The organism is Undibacterium sp. KW1, from assembly GCF_009937955.1.
Lineage (GTDB): Bacteria > Pseudomonadota > Gammaproteobacteria > Burkholderiales > Burkholderiaceae_D > Undibacterium.
Window position 1 is genome coordinate 3,562,978 of record NZ_AP018439.1, and the last position, 16,252, is coordinate 3,579,229.

Here is a 16,252-nt window from a genome sequence, read left to right on the forward strand (position 1 = left end):
TTGTTTTACCAGATGATCAGCAAGCAGCATGCCTGATCAGGAAAGGCTCCAGACATATTCCAGCTTGGTCCAGGCTTGTTGTGGCTTGCCATCTTTAGCACCTGGTTTGAATTTGCAGGAAGAATAAATTTTCTGTGTTGCCTTGTCCAAAGCCTTGGAACCACTGGATTTCTCTACTTTGGAATCAACTACCGCGCCGTCAGGGCCAATCAGAACGGACAATACGACGGTGCCGGTTTCTTCATTCATCAGGGCCGATTTTGGATAAACTGGTTTTTCGCAAGTTTGCTTATCGACAGCAGGAGCAACTTCACTGGCAAATGCGGAGAAAGAAGAAACAAGGATGGCGGTAGCGAGAAGTAATTTTTTCATGGGAGTAAAGTGAGGAACAAGATTCAGGGAAAGTTTGATATTGCCACATGGAAACAGGTGCGTATTTTACTGCACATTTTTTCCGCAGTGCAATATTTTCCTGAGGAAATTCACAGCGAGAATGTTAAAGATTGTGCCTGCTTACTACCTGAAATTATTCCCTTTGCGCTATGGCAATACTCGTTAAGAATTGTCGCTTCCATACATAGCGACTTTGCTTTTACGCCATATCTCCACTAGTCTTAAATCAGACATCTAGCTGCCAAGAAAGCTGATGATAAAAATGGAAAGTTTTAAGGAGACAAGCCATGAAAATTCTCAAATTACTGGTGGCATTGCTACTGGCAGCTCAATGCCAATTTGTCATGGCCGACGACAATCCTGCCGATGCGATTGCCATGGTAGAAAAGGGCCTGGCCTATATGCAAAAGAATGGCAAGGATGCCCTGGTACAGGAAATCAATAATAAAACTCCCGACTTCATCAATGGCTCGATTTACCTGTATGTACGCGGTCTTGACGGCATCGTCATTGCCCACCCTATCAACCCCAAACTGATAGGCAAGAACATGCTGGATTTGCCAGATGCCGATGGTAAATACTATCGCAAGGAGATCATTGCACTAGCCAAGAGCAAGGGCAAAGGCTGGGTAGATTACCGCTACAATAATCCTGTCAGCAAGCAGATAGAAAACAAGACCACCTATATTTTCCGCAGTAATGATGTGATACTTGAAGCTGGTATATATAAAGGGAAGTAGCTTTTTAGGTCTTTGGGCCCACGACAGGGTATCGATGTTCTCGATACCTTTTTTTATAGGACTTACGCAAAATTGTCCCAACAAGGCGTAGCGACGAAGACAGTACTTCAGTACGGCTAGGAGCTGCAACGCAGTTGGGACGGTTTTGCGTAAGTCCTATTTTATTTTCTGTGGCTGGCAGAATACCTGCAATACGCTGAATTTATATCTTTTCAAACACTTTGTGCGACATCGCACAGACGCATAAATTTCTATCAAGTAGTTTCTGTCCAGACATCAAGACAGATAATTTTCTTGCATGCGCAAGAGATTTATAGCAAAACGGTCAGCAATTTTTTCCTTGGCTGTCTTCATTTTTTGAAAAGTTTATAAGGAGCCAGCTCATGGCCAAGCGAATTCTTATCGTCACAAATATTGTTACCGATGCCCTGGCACTTCAGGACGCGTTGCGCAAAGCCCACGACGGTCCATACGAAACCCAGTTCGCCAGCAGCTTGTCTAATGCACTCGAACAAATACAACAAAAGCGTGTAGACGCAATTCTGGCTGATCTGTCTTTACCGGATAGCGAAGGCATTGCGACTTTCGAGGCCTTGTTTGCAGTTGCCTCCAAAATCCCCATACTCACACTCTGCGATGTTGATGACAGCCTGGCAGTCGAAGCGGTAGGACTGGGCGCGCAAGGCTATCTGACCAAGGGTCACTTCTCCAGTTATCTCGTGCCCCAGTCCTTGCGCAACATCATCCAGCGCAAAGCGGTTGAAGAAGCTGCTTATTTAGAAAAAGCAAGAGCAGAAATCACACTCAACTCTATCAGTGATGCGGTCATCGGCACGGACATGGCAGGTAATGTCGATTACCTCAACGTCGCCGCCGAGCACATGACGCTGTGGAAACGTGAAGAAGCACAAGGCCAGTCCATCAATCTTGTCATGCCTCTCATTCATAGCGAAAATAAACAAGCCAAGGCCAATCCCGTCATGCAGGTATTGCGACAGGATAAAGCCACAACCTTAACCCCAGGAACGATATTACTCAGACGTGATGGCAGCGAAGTGGCAATTGAGGATTCGACGGCTCCCATCCACGATTCTGATGGCAATATCGCTGGTGCAGTCATGGTATTTCATGACATTACGGCGACCCAGGCCATGGCAGTCAAAATGGCACATCTGGCGCAGCATGACTTCCTGACCAACCTGCCCAACCGCGCACTGCTTAATGACCGCATTGCTCAGGCAATCGGTCTGGCAAAACGCCGAGAAACACATCTGGCCATACTTTTTCTGGATCTGGATAATTTCAAGCATATTAATGACTCCCTGGGCCACGCCATCGGTGACATGTTATTGAAATCGGTCACCGAGCGGTTATGTGCTTGTGTGCGCAGTTCAGACACTGTGAGCCGCCAGGGCGGCGACGAATTCGTGATCCTGGTGACAGATGACAAGTCTGCCGAAAATGCTGCCTTTACCGCCGAGAAGTTATTAAAATCGCTGGCGACGCCTCACAGCATCAACAAGCATGAGCTGTATGTCACTACCAGCATAGGCATCAGTTCTTACCCTGCTGATGGTACAGATGCAGAGACTCTCATCAAGAATGCGGATACGGCCATGTATCAGGCCAAAGAAAGGGGGCGCAATAACTTCCAGTTCTTTAAACCGGAAATGAATGTGCGCGCAGTGGAACGGCAAGTCATAGAAGCAAATTTGCGACTGGCTCTGATACGCAATGAGTTCTCGCTACACTATCAACCCAAGATCAATCTCGAAAGTGGCGTCATCACTGGTGCAGAAGCCTTGCTACGCTGGTCGCATCCACAATGGGGCATGGTACCGCCAATACGATTCATCGGTATAGCAGAAGACTGTGGCGTCATCATACCGATAGGCCGCTGGGTCTTGCGTGAAGCTTGTGCACAAACCAAACAATGGCAAGACGCGGGACTAACAATAGCGGCGATTTCAGTGAATATTTCTGCAGTTGAATTTCGTCGTCAGGATTTTGTGGAAGGCGTGCGGACGATACTTGAGGAGACTGGCTTGTCACCGAATTGCCTGCAACTGGAAATTACCGAAAGCGTCCTGATGCATAATGCCGAGACCAGTGTCGCCATCCTCCAGCAACTGAAAGACATGGGCATACAACTGGCCATTGATGATTTTGGCACGGGTTATTCCAGCCTGAGTTATCTGAATCAATTCCCGATTGATGTATTGAAAATTGACCAGTCATTTGTAAACGACATAGGGACTTCCAAAACCGATGGCGATGGCGATGGCGTCATCGTCAGTGCTGTCATTGCGATGGGGAATAGCCTGAATCAAAAAGTGATAGCAGAAGGCATAGAAAAGCACGGTCAACTTTCTTTTCTAAAAGCACAGCATTGTGAAGAAGGACAAGGTTATATTTTCAGCCGGCCACTGGCGGCAGAACAATTTGCAAAATTACTGCGCCTCGGTGTAACGCCACATGCGCCGATTCCCGTTCTGATGCCGGATTGAACTGCAAACAATATTCTCAGAATTATTTACTGAACCTATTGCCTGGCCTGATATAAAGTGAGGCATATAAAATTCGACAATAGCCTGGAGTATGTATTGAAAATTTATGGTTACAAGTGCACAGAACTGGCACCGGAGGAGATAGTTCCTGATGAATTGGCTGAAATCACCCTGCTCGCCTCTGCTCAAGAACTACGAAAGATAGCGAGATTCATGCTTTCGGCCGCAGATGACATGGAATGCAAAGACACGAAATGGGAACACAGACATCTATCAGACGTCGATAAGAGTTTTGACAACTCACCACACTTCGTCGTGTACAACTCAAATACCCTTGCTTGAGATGCATAAAAAAACGGACATGCTTGCATGTCCGTTTTCATTTATAGCACAGCAAGCAAGGCCTTATTCGTAATCGCTGACTGGGATGCAAGAGCAGAACAGATTGCGGTCACCGTAAACATTGTCCGCGCGGCCAACCGGCGCAAAGTATTTATTCTTGCGCAGGGAAGCCACAGGGTAAGCAGCCACTTCACGGCTGTAAGCATGTGACCAGTCATTGGCAATCAGTACTTCCGCTGTATGTGGTGCATGTTTCAGCGGATTGTCCTTGGCATCAAACTCACCACTGGCTACCTTGGCGATTTCTTCGCGTATGCTGATCATGGCATCGATGAAGCGATCAAGTTCAGCCTGGGATTCGCTTTCTGTCGGCTCTATCATCAAGGTACCAGGCACAGGGAAGCTCATGGTCGGTGCGTGGAAACCAAAGTCGATGAGGCGCTTGGCCACGTCTTCATTGGAAATGCCGGTGGCATCAGTCAATGGACGCAGATCCAGAATGCACTCATGCGCAACCAGGCCATCATGACCGCTGTACAGTACAGGGTAATGCGGGGCCAGGCGTTTGGCGATGTAGTTCGCAGCCAGGATCGCTGTTTCTGTTGCGGCCTTCAAGCCTTCTGCACCCATCATGGCGATGTACATCCATGAGATAGGCAAGATGCTGGCAGACCCAAATGGGGCAGCGCTGACGGCAGAGATACCGCTTTCACCACGAACATAGCCTGTCGATTTCTGGTTAGGCAAGAACTTCGCCAGATGCGCACCAACAGCAACCGGGCCTACGCCTGGGCCGCCACCGCCGTGAGGGATACAGAAAGTCTTGTGCAGGTTCAGATGGCTGACATCACCACCAAACTTGCCTGGTGCTGCTACACCGACCAGCGCATTCATGTTCGCGCCATCGACATACACCTGACCACCGTGGCTATGCACGATTTCACACAGTTGTTGTATGCCTTCTTCAAACACACCATGCGTGGATGGATAAGTCACCATCGCTGCTGCCAGGTTGGCGCTGTGTTTTTCTGCCTTGGCTTGCAGGTCAGCCAGATCAACGTTGCCCTTGTCATCGCAAGCAACCACAACCACGTCCATGCCTACCATGCTAGCGGATGCTGGATTGGTGCCGTGTGCAGAAGATGGGATCAGGCAGATATTGCGATGTGCTTCGCCACGGGATGCGTGGTAAGCCTGGATCACCAGCAAGCCTGCGTATTCACCTTGCGAGCCGGCATTCGGTTGCAGGGATACGGCGTCGTAGCCAGTTGCTGCGCACAACATGGCTTCGAGTTGAGAGATCATTTCGCGGTAACCGATGGTCTGGTCGTTTGGTGCGAAAGGATGGATGTTGGAAAACTCTGGCCAGGTCACAGGGATCATTTCGCTGGTGGCATTGAGCTTCATCGTGCATGAACCCAGCGGTATCATGGTGCGGTCCAGCGCCAGATCTTTGTCAGCGAGGCTGCGCAGGTAACGCAGCATTTCATGTTCTGCGTGATAGCGGTTGAAGGTTGGGTGCGTCAGATAAGTCGTGCCACGTGTCAGCGCCGCAGGATAGGCATCATTGACGCCTGCTTCTATCGCCGCAAAATCAGGCGCCGTAGTAACGCCGCTTGCCTTGGCAAAAATCGCCCACAGGGCCTCAACATCGGCACGTGTCACTGTTTCATCCAGAGAAACGCCGACCTGTGTTGCGCTGATCTGGCGCAGGTTGTAGCCAGCAGCTTCAGCAGCCTGATGGTATGCCGCCGCATTGGCGACATTGACTGTCAGAGTGTCAAAATAAGTGGTGTTCGCGATAGTCAGACCTTGTTGCTTGAGGCCGCCAGCCAGAACACCAGTCAGACGGTGTACGCGCAAGGCGATTTGACGCAAGCCTGCAGGGCCGTGATAAACAGCATACATGGAAGCAATCACTGCCAGCAACACCTGGGCGGTACAGATATTCGATGTGGCTTTTTCGCGGCGAATATGTTGTTCGCGTGTTTGCAGGGCCAGGCGATAAGCCTTGTTACCTTGCGCATCAATCGTCACGCCAACCAGACGACCTGGCATGCTGCGTTTGAATGCATCGCGTGTACCCATATAACCCGCGTGCGGGCCACCAAAGCCCAGCGGTACGCCAAAACGCTGGCTGTTACCAACAACAACGTCAGCACCCCACTCGCCTGGGGAAGCGATCAGTGTCAGTGCCAGCAAATCAGCAGCAGCGATAACCATAGCGCCCTTGGCATGCAAGGCAGCTGCGTATTCGCGGTAATCGACGATGGAACCGTCAACGCCTGGGTATTGCAACAAGACGCCGAAGCAATCATTGTCCAGCGCTTCATTGCCAGCACAGGTGCGTACTTCTATACCCAGCGGCTTGGCGCGGGTTTCGATGATTTCGCGTGTTTGTGGCAAGACATCGGCAGCGACATAAAACACATTCGATTTGGATTTGCCTACGCGCTGTATCAGCGTCATGGCTTCAGCCGCAGCCGTGCCTTCGTCGAGCATCGAGGCATTGGCGATGTCCATGCCAGTCAGGTCAGTGATGACTTGCTGGAAGTTCAAAATGGCTTCCAGACGGCCCTGGGAAATCTCTGGCTGGTATGGTGTGTAAGCCGTGTACCAGGCAGGGTTTTCGAAAATATTGCGCAGTATGACGCCCGGCGTATGCGTATTGTAATAACCCTGACCGATCAAAGACTTCAGTACACGGTTTTTTGACGCCAATGCCTTCAATGTGGCCAGTGCTTCCTGTTCAGACTTGGCTTCTGTGAATTGCGCCAGTGGCAGCACATCGTGACGGCGGATATTGGCCGGGACGATGGCATCAATCAGAGCTGTGCGGTCAGCATAGCCCAGGGTTTTCAACATGGCGGCTTGTTCTGCGTCAGAAGGGCCGATATGGCGAGCGATGAAAGCGTCGTGCGCTTCCAGTTGGATCAGTGAAGGACGGGTCATGGTATATGGGGTACAGAAGAGTAACGTGGAATATCAGGTGTAGCTATGCGGGGCAAACCGCATTCAGGCAAATCCATATTAAAAGAGGCAGCAACAAGGCCACCTCTTTTAATTACATCATCAAGCGATGTTCTTGGCGTAAGCTTCGGCAGTCAACAAAGCATCGACATCAGCAATATTTGCTGGTTTCAGTTTGAACAGCCATGCAGAAAAAGCATCAGCATTGATGGACTCAGGTGCATCTGCCAGTTCTTCATTGATGGCGACAACTTCACCAGTCACTGGTGCATAGATATCGCCCGCTGCCTTGACGGATTCAACCACTGCGCAATCCTTGCCAGCTTCAAGTGCTGTGCCAATTTTAGGCAAGTCAACGAAAACGATATCGCCCAAAGCATCTTGAGCGAACTCAGTAATGCCGACAGTGATCGTGCCGTCTGCTTCAGTGCGTACCCATTCGTGGGATGTCGTGTATTTCAGGTCTGCTGGTACGTTCATGATGGGCTCCAAATAAAGAAATTGTTTAAATACTAGTCTTTTTTAATCGGTTCAAACTGCGGGCAAAAATTACGCAGCCAGGATTTTGCCGTTACGGACGAAAGGCAGTTTGACCACAGACGCCGCCAATTGCTTGTCACGGATAACAACATGCACAGTATCGCCTACAGACACGCCCATAGGCAAACGTGCCAGCGCAATTGCCAGCTGCATGGTCGGGCTAAAAGTACCGCTGGTGATTTCGCCTTCACCTTGTGCGCATACTACTTTTTGATGGGCGCGCAGGATGCCGCCTTTTTCACGCAGGATCAATCCCAGGAACTGGGCATTCTGGCCTTGTGCTTGCAGCGCTTGCTTGCCCACGAAATCACGTTCACTGACCAGGTCGATGGTCCATGCCAGGCCAGCATCGAGCGGGTTGACTGTTTCATCCATGTCTTGACCATACAGATTCATGCCAGCTTCCAGGCGCAGGGTGTCACGCGCACCAAGGCCAGCAGGTTTGACGCCTGCTGCTGCAAGGGCATTCCACAAATCCGTGACGCGATCAGCGGAAACAGCAATTTCAAAACCGTCTTCACCGGTATAACCAGTGCGTGCCACCATGACTTCACCAAAGGAAGTGTCAGCAACGATGACTGCGTTAAAAGGTTTGATTTCTGCACTGGCAGCTTTGGTTTCTGGCAAGACTTCCCATGCCTTGGCGCGGGCGTTCGGACCCTGCACTGCTACCAGGGCAAAGGCATTAGCGCCATCGCGGCGCTGGGTAATGGTCAGGCCGCTATTGGTTTCTGCATTGCGGGCGTTCATCCAGGCAATGTCTTTTTCTGCCGTGCCAGCATTGACGACCAGGCGGAACCAGTTTTCGTTGAAGAAATAAATGATGAGGTCGTCGATGACCGTGCCTTCAGGCTTCAGCATGCAGGAATACAAGGCCTTGCCCGCGACCTGCAATTTATCGACATTATTGGCAACCAGGCCACGCAGGAAGCTGCGTACATTCTCGCCCTGCAAATCAACGACACACATATGGGATACATCAAACATGCCGCAATCTGTGCGCACTGCATGATGTTCTTCGATTTGGGAACCATAGTTGACGGGCATGTCCCAACCGCCAAAATCAACCATTTTTGCACCAGCCGCACGATGGGCTGCATTGAGGGGAGTTGCCTTGAGTGATGTCGCTGCTTGCGTCATGAGTGCCTCATTACCAGATTGCCAGATTGAAGGGACGAACAAACGCATGCCGACGAATAAACGCCGCATGCGCTGAAATCGCATACCCCTCTGTCCTGGTACCTGAGAGATTACGGGAGCCATGTATGTTTGCTGCCCGCGCGCACCTTCGGTGGGTAGTCCGGCGAATATTTATAACAATAAACGTATCTGCCGCTACCGCTCTCCAGAGTTGGGGCAACTTTTAACTACCCCGTTGATCGGTCCTTTTGCCTGAGAGTTTTTTGGGTATTAGCCCCTTCGGCGGCGACTATCGTCACGCTCTCCCGATCAAGTAGCGCGATTATATAAGGCTTGCAAGGGCTTGGATAGTTGAGCGTGGAAATATTTACATAAAAGCCTATCGCACAGTTAAAAAATGACCAAAACGACAAGTAACGACAAATATAGCAAGTTTGCGAGCAATAAAACCACTTATACAACCTACTTGAAACTTACGCGAAACTTACTACGACAGTCTGATAAACAAAACCGCAATCAACCAGACCACTATCTGTTTTGACGCTCATCTCTGTATTAATTTGTAACTATTGTTTGAAGAGGAAACAATCACGAGAATGATCAGCATCCCTTGTTACTCTAGGTTCGCATTTTATTTCTATAGTGCAAATATTCGCTTCACCAAATTGAAAGCCAGCCCAGATTTCTTGATTCAAAAGAGATCAGTTGTGCAGATGTTTTGGTAAGCGAATTTTTTTTAACTAACGAAACAAAAACCCGGAGGGAAAATGAATAACAAGAAATTGAAATTGATCGCCTTTGCCATTATTGCAGCGTCTGGCAGTGCAGCTAATGTTTTTGCAGCAGACTGGCCCTCGGGCTTTTCTAAATGCGCCGATGAAGGCGGCACCTGCAAAGTAGGCGACAAAGCACTGCAGGTATCATTTGGATTGAAGGATAAATGGGTCATCAAATCCCTGTCGGGCAATGTCAGTTGTACAGCCGCCACCTTTGGCGTGGCAGCAACCGCCGACACCAAAGAAAAATGTGCCGTTGGCCCAGCTGGCACGCCAGATACTGGCGGAGGCAGTGGCTCAAATGATGGCTCAGGTTCAGGCACTGGCACAGGAACCGCGCCAGCCGGACACAGTGGCGGCTTTGCCGGGCTGGTCACTGGTGGTGGTACAGTTGCCGCTGTAACAGTCACGACTGCGGCACAAATGCAGGCAGCAATTGATGCCTACAACGGCACTGGTGGCCTGGTGATACGCTATAACGGCACGTTTGATTTCCGCACTATTCCTGATGCATGCACACAATGGAAAAAAGCCAAAGGTGCGATAGTCGAAATCAAGAATAAGGGCAATATCACGATAGAAGGCAGCAATGGCTCGGCGGCTAATTTTGGAATCGCGGTCAAAGGTGGCGCGACCAATGTCATTATCCGCAACATGACCATAGGCTTACTGCCTGGCTCTATTGATGCCATAGGCATTGAAGGCCAGAGTGGCAAATTCCCAGGCTATGTCTGGATAGACCACAACACCCTGTTCAGCTCACTTGCCGAATGCCCGGGTGCGGGTGACCTGGAGTTTGATGGCCTGGTGGATAACAAGGCAGGTGCGCATCACATCACCTACTCTTATAACTACATCCATGATCATCACAAAGTAGGCCTGATCGGTTCCAGCGACAGCGATGCAAGTGACCGCTACATCACTTTCCATCATAATTATTATAAAAACGTAGGCTCACGCCTGCCACTGCAGCGCGGTGGTTATACCCATATCTATAATAATCTGTATAGCGATATCAAAACCTCGGGCATCAATGTGCGCATGCAGGGCTATTCCCTGATCGAAAGCAATTACTTCGAAAACTCACAAAACCCCGTCACCTCACGCGACAGTGATGTGCTTGGCTATTGGGAATTGCGCAACAATAATATCAAGACGCCTGCCGACTTCAACACTTATGGCATCAATTGGGTAGCGAGCGATTCCAAGCCCAGCCGTGATGCAACAGACTGGGTAACGACATCGCATTTACCAGTTGGCATACCTTATAGCTATACACCAGATGCACCTGCCTGTCTGAAGCAAAAACTGCCTGCGGTCGCGGGTGCTGGCACTTCTCTGGCAAAACTGAGTTGTAAATAAATCTGACTATATCTTGATTAAGTCTGATTAAGTCCGATTGAGTCGGCACCTACTGGGCGGCAATCATGCCGTCCAGTTTTTTGTCTAATCATTACGACGATGTTCCTGATTCAGTAAAGGAAGATAAAGCCTAGCCGCACCTCGCCCAGTATAAAATTCTTTCAACTGCCTCAGTTCTGAAAGATAGCGACTCCAGAATGAATTCCATTTCTTGATTTTCCTGGGGGAAGGCACACGCAGCTTCCAGTGCACACGAATGCTCTCCTTGCCACAATGCGGACAAAAAAAGGCCGGGATATTTTGATCCTTGCGCTGCAACTTCTTACAGTCAAGACAGGCAAAAGTACGATTACTCATTATTCTTAAAAACCGTCAAAAAAACATTTCAAATAGTATTGTTGAGGTTTTTGACTTCCTTAATTATTTCGCTCTTAATGTCAGCGTACCAGTAGCGTGAGCAGCAACATCCTTATCACTCAAATACTGCGGCACATAAGCGCCAGCCGCAAAGCCTTTGGCCTGATCATTGTAATGCGCATCAAACAACACCCCGCTCTGCCCTACCGGGTTGATACCTAAAGCTTTTGACGCATCGGCAAAATCGATCAGGCGCCTTGTCGATGGGCCATATACCACATCCCATGGTGCCGGGCCTATTGCTGCCGCCAGGTTATTAGGCACTTCACGCCCGCCAGCAACTTCAAACGGGCCGATGTTGAATATCTTGTCCAGCGGCTTTTGTTGGGAAAGCGGATGCTTGTGTGTCAGGGTGTGCGCCTTCGCCCAGGTCCATTGCTTGCTGTCGTTACCAAACGTCTTTTGCAGATGTGAGATGCTGTCGCGCCATGCCAGTGCCAGGATATCGTCGCGAGTTTCTAGCGATGCTGTTGAGCGATTATCCCACCACGGAGAATTCGCGTCTGCCAGCAGGCGTGGCAAAGCATCATCGAGGGCGCGGGTACGCAAGAGATTCTTGAACTGGATTTCACCCACCTCATCAGCCATTGCCGCATAGATGATCTGGTACAGCAATTGGCCGAAGATGGTGGGTGCTATGCTATTCGCCTGGTAGCTGCCATCCCATTTTTCCAGCTGCTCCAGCAGGCGTTTACCATCTGCATCAGTTATTTGCTTGCGCAAAATAGGCAATATGGATGGCAAAATCTGGGCGGCATAAGCTGTCTTGTTATCAAGCTGTAGCGCCTGGCTGTTTTTGGTATTCCACTTGACTCCTGGTTGCAAAAGCAAGGCTTCCAGTCTGCGTGCGCGTTCGTTCAAGTTGTAATAACCGGGGATGGCAAAATCAGCTGTTGGCAAAGGTTGCTGGTTAGCGGAGACAATAAAGCCACGGGCAGGATTTACTTCATGCGGATTATCGGCAAAATCAGTAAAGCCAGGCTTGTCAGCTTCTGCCTTGCTGCCATCAAGGATGAAAGCAGGATTCACATCAGCTGGCCGCTTGACCAGTTTCGCCGCCGCCCACCAGGCGATATCGCCTTGCGCATTTGCCCAGACCACATTCAAGCCAGGCGCATGGATATTGCTGGCAGCATGGGCAGCGATGTCTTTTGTGCCAGCACGGTTCAACTCATAAAACGCATCAAGCACGGGGTTTTCAGTTTCCAGAAATGCCCACCACATGGCGATGGGTTTGGCAGTCATATCGTCACCCCAGGCCTGACGAAAGGCGTCGCTGATGATGGGGCCATGAGGAGACGTCCGTAATAGCAATTTTATTGTGTCAGCTCCTTTGACCTTGATAATTTCTTCGCGGCTTTGCATATCCACCCATTGCCCTTTGACCCAGATTTGATTGGGATTTTGTGGATTGATTTTTTCTGCAATGAAGTCAACATCATCGTTCTGGAACATGGTCAGCGTCCAGCCAAAGTTCTGGTTATGGCCGAGTAAAGCAAAGGGATTGAGCGCCTGGTGGTGACCATATAATTCAAAGCCAGGCATTTTGAGATGGGCTTCATACCAGACTGCTGGTGCAGAGTAAGCAATGTGCGGGTCACCTGCAAGCAAGGGTTTGCCACTCGCAGTATTTTTGCCAGCGACTACCCAGGCATTACTGCCTTCGAACTGCGGCAGGCCAAACTCTTCCATGACTTGCTGACTCGTCGTTGCGATGCGGTTCATCCTGTCCCAGTCTGTCGCGCTCAATTGCAGGGGCTTGATGACGCCTTCGGGATGCCAGGAAAAATCGAATATACGCAAATAATCTGCACCCAGCTTGTCACGTATCTGTGTTAATACTGGTTCAGAACGGAAAGCCGCTGCAAAGCTGTAGGCCATGTAACCAGATACAGCAACTGTATCTTCAGCAGTGAATGGCCGCTTGGGTATGCCCAGCAATTCAAATTCCAGAGGTGCTGCGTGGGTAGCCTGATATTGGTTAATGCCATCGAGATAGGCATCCAGTGCTTTGACTGCGGGGGAGTTTTTGTCCAGTCTGGCCGCATAGTCAGCCGCATGCTTGCGCAGACCCAGGGTGCGGAACAAGCGGTCCGTATCCAGCAGTTTGGGGCCAAGAATTTCTGCCAGCTCACCTTTAGCGAGGCGGCGCACCATTTCCATTTGAAACAGCCTGTCCTGCGCATGCACATAACCCAGGGCACGATATAAATCTGCTTCGTTCTTCGCTTCAATATGTGGCACACCCCGCTCGTCATATTGCACCGTCACTTCGGCTTGCAAACCCGTGAGCACCTGATTTCCCGAGCGTTGCACGCGCTTGCCATACAGATGGACAGTGGCGGCGGTGATAATGATCAACAGCAGGCCAAGCAATACAAGCAGACTCCATTTCAGCAGGCGTTTCATTCGTTCGCTTTCCATGTGGCATAGTGATCAGATTCTACACTCAGTCGCGAGAATCACGCTGAGAGCGAGTTGCCGTCAATATTGTCAATAATTTATCACCAGAAAAAGACCCTCATAGACTATTGATTTTGGCTCACCTATCATCATCTATACGTTTTGCTATTTGCTTAGCCCACGCTTGCCCACTATTCTGGACTGCGCATGACCACTTCCCCACCAACAGCCACCTCCTCTGCTGATATTTCCCAGCGTAGCAGTTTCCAAACCCTTAAAGGCTTGCTACCTTTTCTAACACCATACAAGATGCAGTTTGTATTAGCCGGTATTGCCTTACTGGTGGCAGCCGGTGCTACATTGGCAATACCTTATGCTTTTCGCCAGATGATAGACCTGGGTTTTGGTGGCGGCGACCACAGTATCAAACATGTGGATCTGACCTTTATTGCCCTGTTTGGGGTGGCCTGTGTGCTGGGCATCGCGACGGCTGCCAGGTTTTACATGGTGTCGTGGCTGGGTGAAAGAGTGACGGCAGATATACGCAATGCGGTGTATTCGCATGTGGTAACGCAAAGCCCGGAGTTTTTTGAAACCACGCAAACCGGTGAAGTGCTGTCGCGCCTGACTACCGATACCACGCTGATACAAACCGTGGTGGGCACCAGTATCTCCATGGCTTTGCGTAACTTCCTGCTCTTCCTTGGCGGCCTGGTGATGCTGTTTATCACCAGCCCTAAATTGTCTTCCATCATCATTGTCATGCTGGCGGTAGTGGTCTTGCCCATTATCCTGTTTGGTCGTCGTGTACGCACGCTGTCGCGTGACTCCCAAGACCGGATTGCAGATGCATCAGCAATCGCTGGTGAAATCTTGAATGCAATGCCAACTGTGCAGGCATTCACCCATGAACATATAGAAGCCCAGCGTTTCTCTGGCACAGTGGAAGGCGCATTTAAAACTGCCATGCGCCGCATACGTGCCCGTTCACTGCTGACAGTCATGGCTATCCTGCTGATCTTTGGAGCTATCGTCTTTGTATTGTGGCTGGGTGCCCATGCCGTCATGCAAGGCCGCATGAGTGGTGGTGAGCTGGGTCAGTTTATTTTGTATGCATCCATCGTAGCGGGTGCTGTTGGTGCTTTGTCTGAAGTCATGGGCGATGCCCAGCGTGCAGCAGGCGCAACCGAGCGCCTGCTGGAATTGATCGAGGTCAAATCACCGATACAAAATCCAGTAAAAGCACTGAGCTTGCCTACCCGTGCCGAGCATGACCCCAGAGGGGCAGCGCTTTCATTGCAGGGACTGGAATTTCATTACCCTTCGCGCCCCAACACCGCAGCCCTGCTAAATCTGAACCTGGACATACAACCTGGCGAAACTGTCGCCATCGTTGGCTCTTCAGGCGCAGGCAAGACGACGCTGTTCCAGATGCTCTTACGTTTTTATGATCCGCAACAAGGCAGGATCACACTGGACGGCATCAATATCCGCGAACTGAATTTGCATGAACTGCGTGGCGCGATAGGTGTGGTGCCGCAGGATACCGTCATCTTCTCAGCCAATGCCATGGAAAACATACGCTACGGCCGCGCCGATGCCAGCGATGCAGAAGTGATAGCGGCAGCGAAAATGGCAGCCGCGCATGAGTTTATAGAAAGACTGCCAGAAGGCTATCAATCCTTCCTCGGCGAGCGTGGTGTGCGACTGTCTGGCGGACAAAAACAAAGGATAGCCATTGCCCGCGCCCTGCTGAAAAACCCGCCACTGCTATTGCTGGATGAAGCCACCAGCGCCCTCGATGCAGAATCAGAACGCCTGGTACAAGGTGCGCTGGAAGTAGCCATGCAGGGCCGCACTACCCTGATCATTGCACACAGGTTGGCCACCGTACAGCGTGCCAACCGTATTATCGTCATGGAGCATGGCCGCATTGTGGAAACCGGCACTCACTCCTCGCTGGTAGAGCAAGGCGGGGTTTATGCAAAACTGGCAGCACTACAATTTGATTTGCACAGAAGCGAAGAATAAAAACCTTGAGGCTGTTGCAAAGCATCTGACTTTGCAACAGCCTAAGCCTTAAATTACGCAGCAGTCTTTTCCAGACTAGTGGCAACTGCCTGCAAAATGCGCTGGGAAAATCTCTCATCTTCTGCGACACGCGCCAACACTACCGCGCCCACCATACTGGCCAAAGCCAGCATTGCCTTGGCCTCTCTTTTCTCTTTCGTTTCGCCAGGCAGCAAATCCGTCAGCACCGCCATCAAGTCCTGCGCGCCTTTATCGGCAACTTTGCGGACAGTGTCGTTTTGCCTGGCCATATCTGACCCGAGAGCTGCGAGGGCACAACCCCTGCCTGGCTTGTCCCTGTGCGCTGGAGACAGATAATCATTGGCGATGCGTGACAGGGCAGTATCCGGGGATTCTGCCTGCCAGCGTTTCCAGCGCTCTGCGGAGCGCCCCAGACTCAATGCGCAAGTTTGCGCAATCAGGTCTTCTTTGGAAGAAAAGTTTCCATAAAAGCCACCATGGGTCAAACCTGCACCCTTCATCAGATCGACCACGCTGACACCGTCATAGCCACGCTCGCGGAATAGCTGTGAAGCCACATCCAAAATGCGTTGGCGATTTTCATTTGCCTGTTCTCTGCTGACTTTCATGG

Annotated in this window: 11 protein-coding genes and 2 riboswitches; of the genes, 4 read left to right on the forward strand and 7 right to left on the reverse strand. The window is 50.5% G+C overall.

All coding sequences use genetic code 11. The features are described from left to right. Positions 1-36 precede the first annotated feature (36 nt). Positions 37-372: an energy transducer TonB gene (locus UNDKW_RS16070; RefSeq protein ID WP_162041974.1), complete on the reverse strand. Its 336-nt coding sequence runs from the start codon at positions 370-372 to the stop codon at positions 37-39. A gap of 308 nt (positions 373-680) precedes the next feature. Here UNDKW_RS16070 and UNDKW_RS16075 point away from each other — a divergent pair, with 308 nt between their 5' ends. Continuing rightward, positions 681-1,133, forward strand: coding sequence for a cache domain-containing protein (locus tag UNDKW_RS16075; RefSeq protein ID WP_162059489.1), 453 nt, complete (start codon positions 681-683; stop codon positions 1,131-1,133). Between the two features lie 383 nt (positions 1,134-1,516). Then, on the forward strand, positions 1,517-3,640 hold the full coding sequence (locus tag UNDKW_RS16080) for a bifunctional diguanylate cyclase/phosphodiesterase (protein WP_162059490.1): 2,124 nt from the start codon (positions 1,517-1,519) through the stop codon (positions 3,638-3,640). A gap of 405 nt (positions 3,641-4,045) precedes the next feature. Here UNDKW_RS16080 and gcvP read toward each other — a convergent pair whose 3' ends face one another. The 3 genes from gcvP to gcvT all read right to left on the reverse strand — a co-directional run bounded on the left by gcvP (position 4,046) and on the right by gcvT (position 8,632). Next, positions 4,046-6,934, reverse strand: coding sequence for an aminomethyl-transferring glycine dehydrogenase (gene gcvP, locus UNDKW_RS16085; RefSeq protein ID WP_162059491.1), 2,889 nt, complete (start codon positions 6,932-6,934; stop codon positions 4,046-4,048). Positions 6,935-7,054: 120 nt separating this feature from the next. Then, positions 7,055-7,432, reverse strand: coding sequence for a glycine cleavage system protein GcvH (gene gcvH, locus UNDKW_RS16090; protein ID WP_162059492.1), 378 nt, complete (start codon positions 7,430-7,432; stop codon positions 7,055-7,057). A gap of 69 nt (positions 7,433-7,501) precedes the next feature. After that, positions 7,502-8,632 carry a glycine cleavage system aminomethyltransferase GcvT gene (gcvT, locus tag UNDKW_RS16095; RefSeq protein ID WP_162061972.1) on the reverse strand — a complete coding sequence of 377 codons (1,131 nt, stop codon included), beginning with the start codon at positions 8,630-8,632 and terminating at the stop codon, positions 7,502-7,504. Between the two features lie 80 nt (positions 8,633-8,712). Continuing rightward, positions 8,713-8,851: riboswitch (glycine riboswitch) on the reverse strand. Positions 8,852-8,862: 11 nt separating this feature from the next. After that, a riboswitch (glycine riboswitch) is annotated at positions 8,863-8,950 on the reverse strand. Between the two features lie 449 nt (positions 8,951-9,399). Here gcvT and UNDKW_RS16100 point away from each other — a divergent pair. Further along, positions 9,400-10,770 carry a polysaccharide lyase family 1 protein gene (locus UNDKW_RS16100; protein WP_197892900.1) on the forward strand — a complete coding sequence of 457 codons (1,371 nt, stop codon included), beginning with the start codon at positions 9,400-9,402 and terminating at the stop codon, positions 10,768-10,770. Between the two features lie 84 nt (positions 10,771-10,854). Here the strand turns inward: UNDKW_RS16100 and UNDKW_RS16105 are convergent, their stop codons facing one another. Further along, the gene (locus tag UNDKW_RS16105) at positions 10,855-11,127 is read right to left on the reverse strand and encodes a hypothetical protein (protein WP_162059493.1); all 273 of its coding nucleotides are present in this window, start codon (positions 11,125-11,127) and stop codon (positions 10,855-10,857) included. A 63-nt stretch (positions 11,128-11,190) separates the two neighbouring features. Continuing rightward, on the reverse strand, positions 11,191-13,596 hold the full coding sequence (locus UNDKW_RS16110; protein WP_162059494.1) for a penicillin acylase family protein: 2,406 nt from the start codon (positions 13,594-13,596) through the stop codon (positions 11,191-11,193). A gap of 201 nt (positions 13,597-13,797) precedes the next feature. On the opposite strand from UNDKW_RS16110, the gene UNDKW_RS16115 reads away from it, so the two are divergent. Continuing rightward, complete coding sequence (locus UNDKW_RS16115; protein ID WP_162059495.1) at positions 13,798-15,621, forward strand: ABC transporter transmembrane domain-containing protein; 1,824 nt, start codon at positions 13,798-13,800, stop codon at positions 15,619-15,621. A 53-nt stretch (positions 15,622-15,674) separates the two neighbouring features. Here the strand turns inward: UNDKW_RS16115 and UNDKW_RS16120 are convergent, their stop codons facing one another. Next, positions 15,675-16,250 carry a TetR/AcrR family transcriptional regulator gene (locus tag UNDKW_RS16120; protein WP_162059496.1) on the reverse strand — a complete coding sequence of 192 codons (576 nt, stop codon included), beginning with the start codon at positions 16,248-16,250 and terminating at the stop codon, positions 15,675-15,677. Positions 16,251-16,252 lie beyond the last annotated feature (2 nt).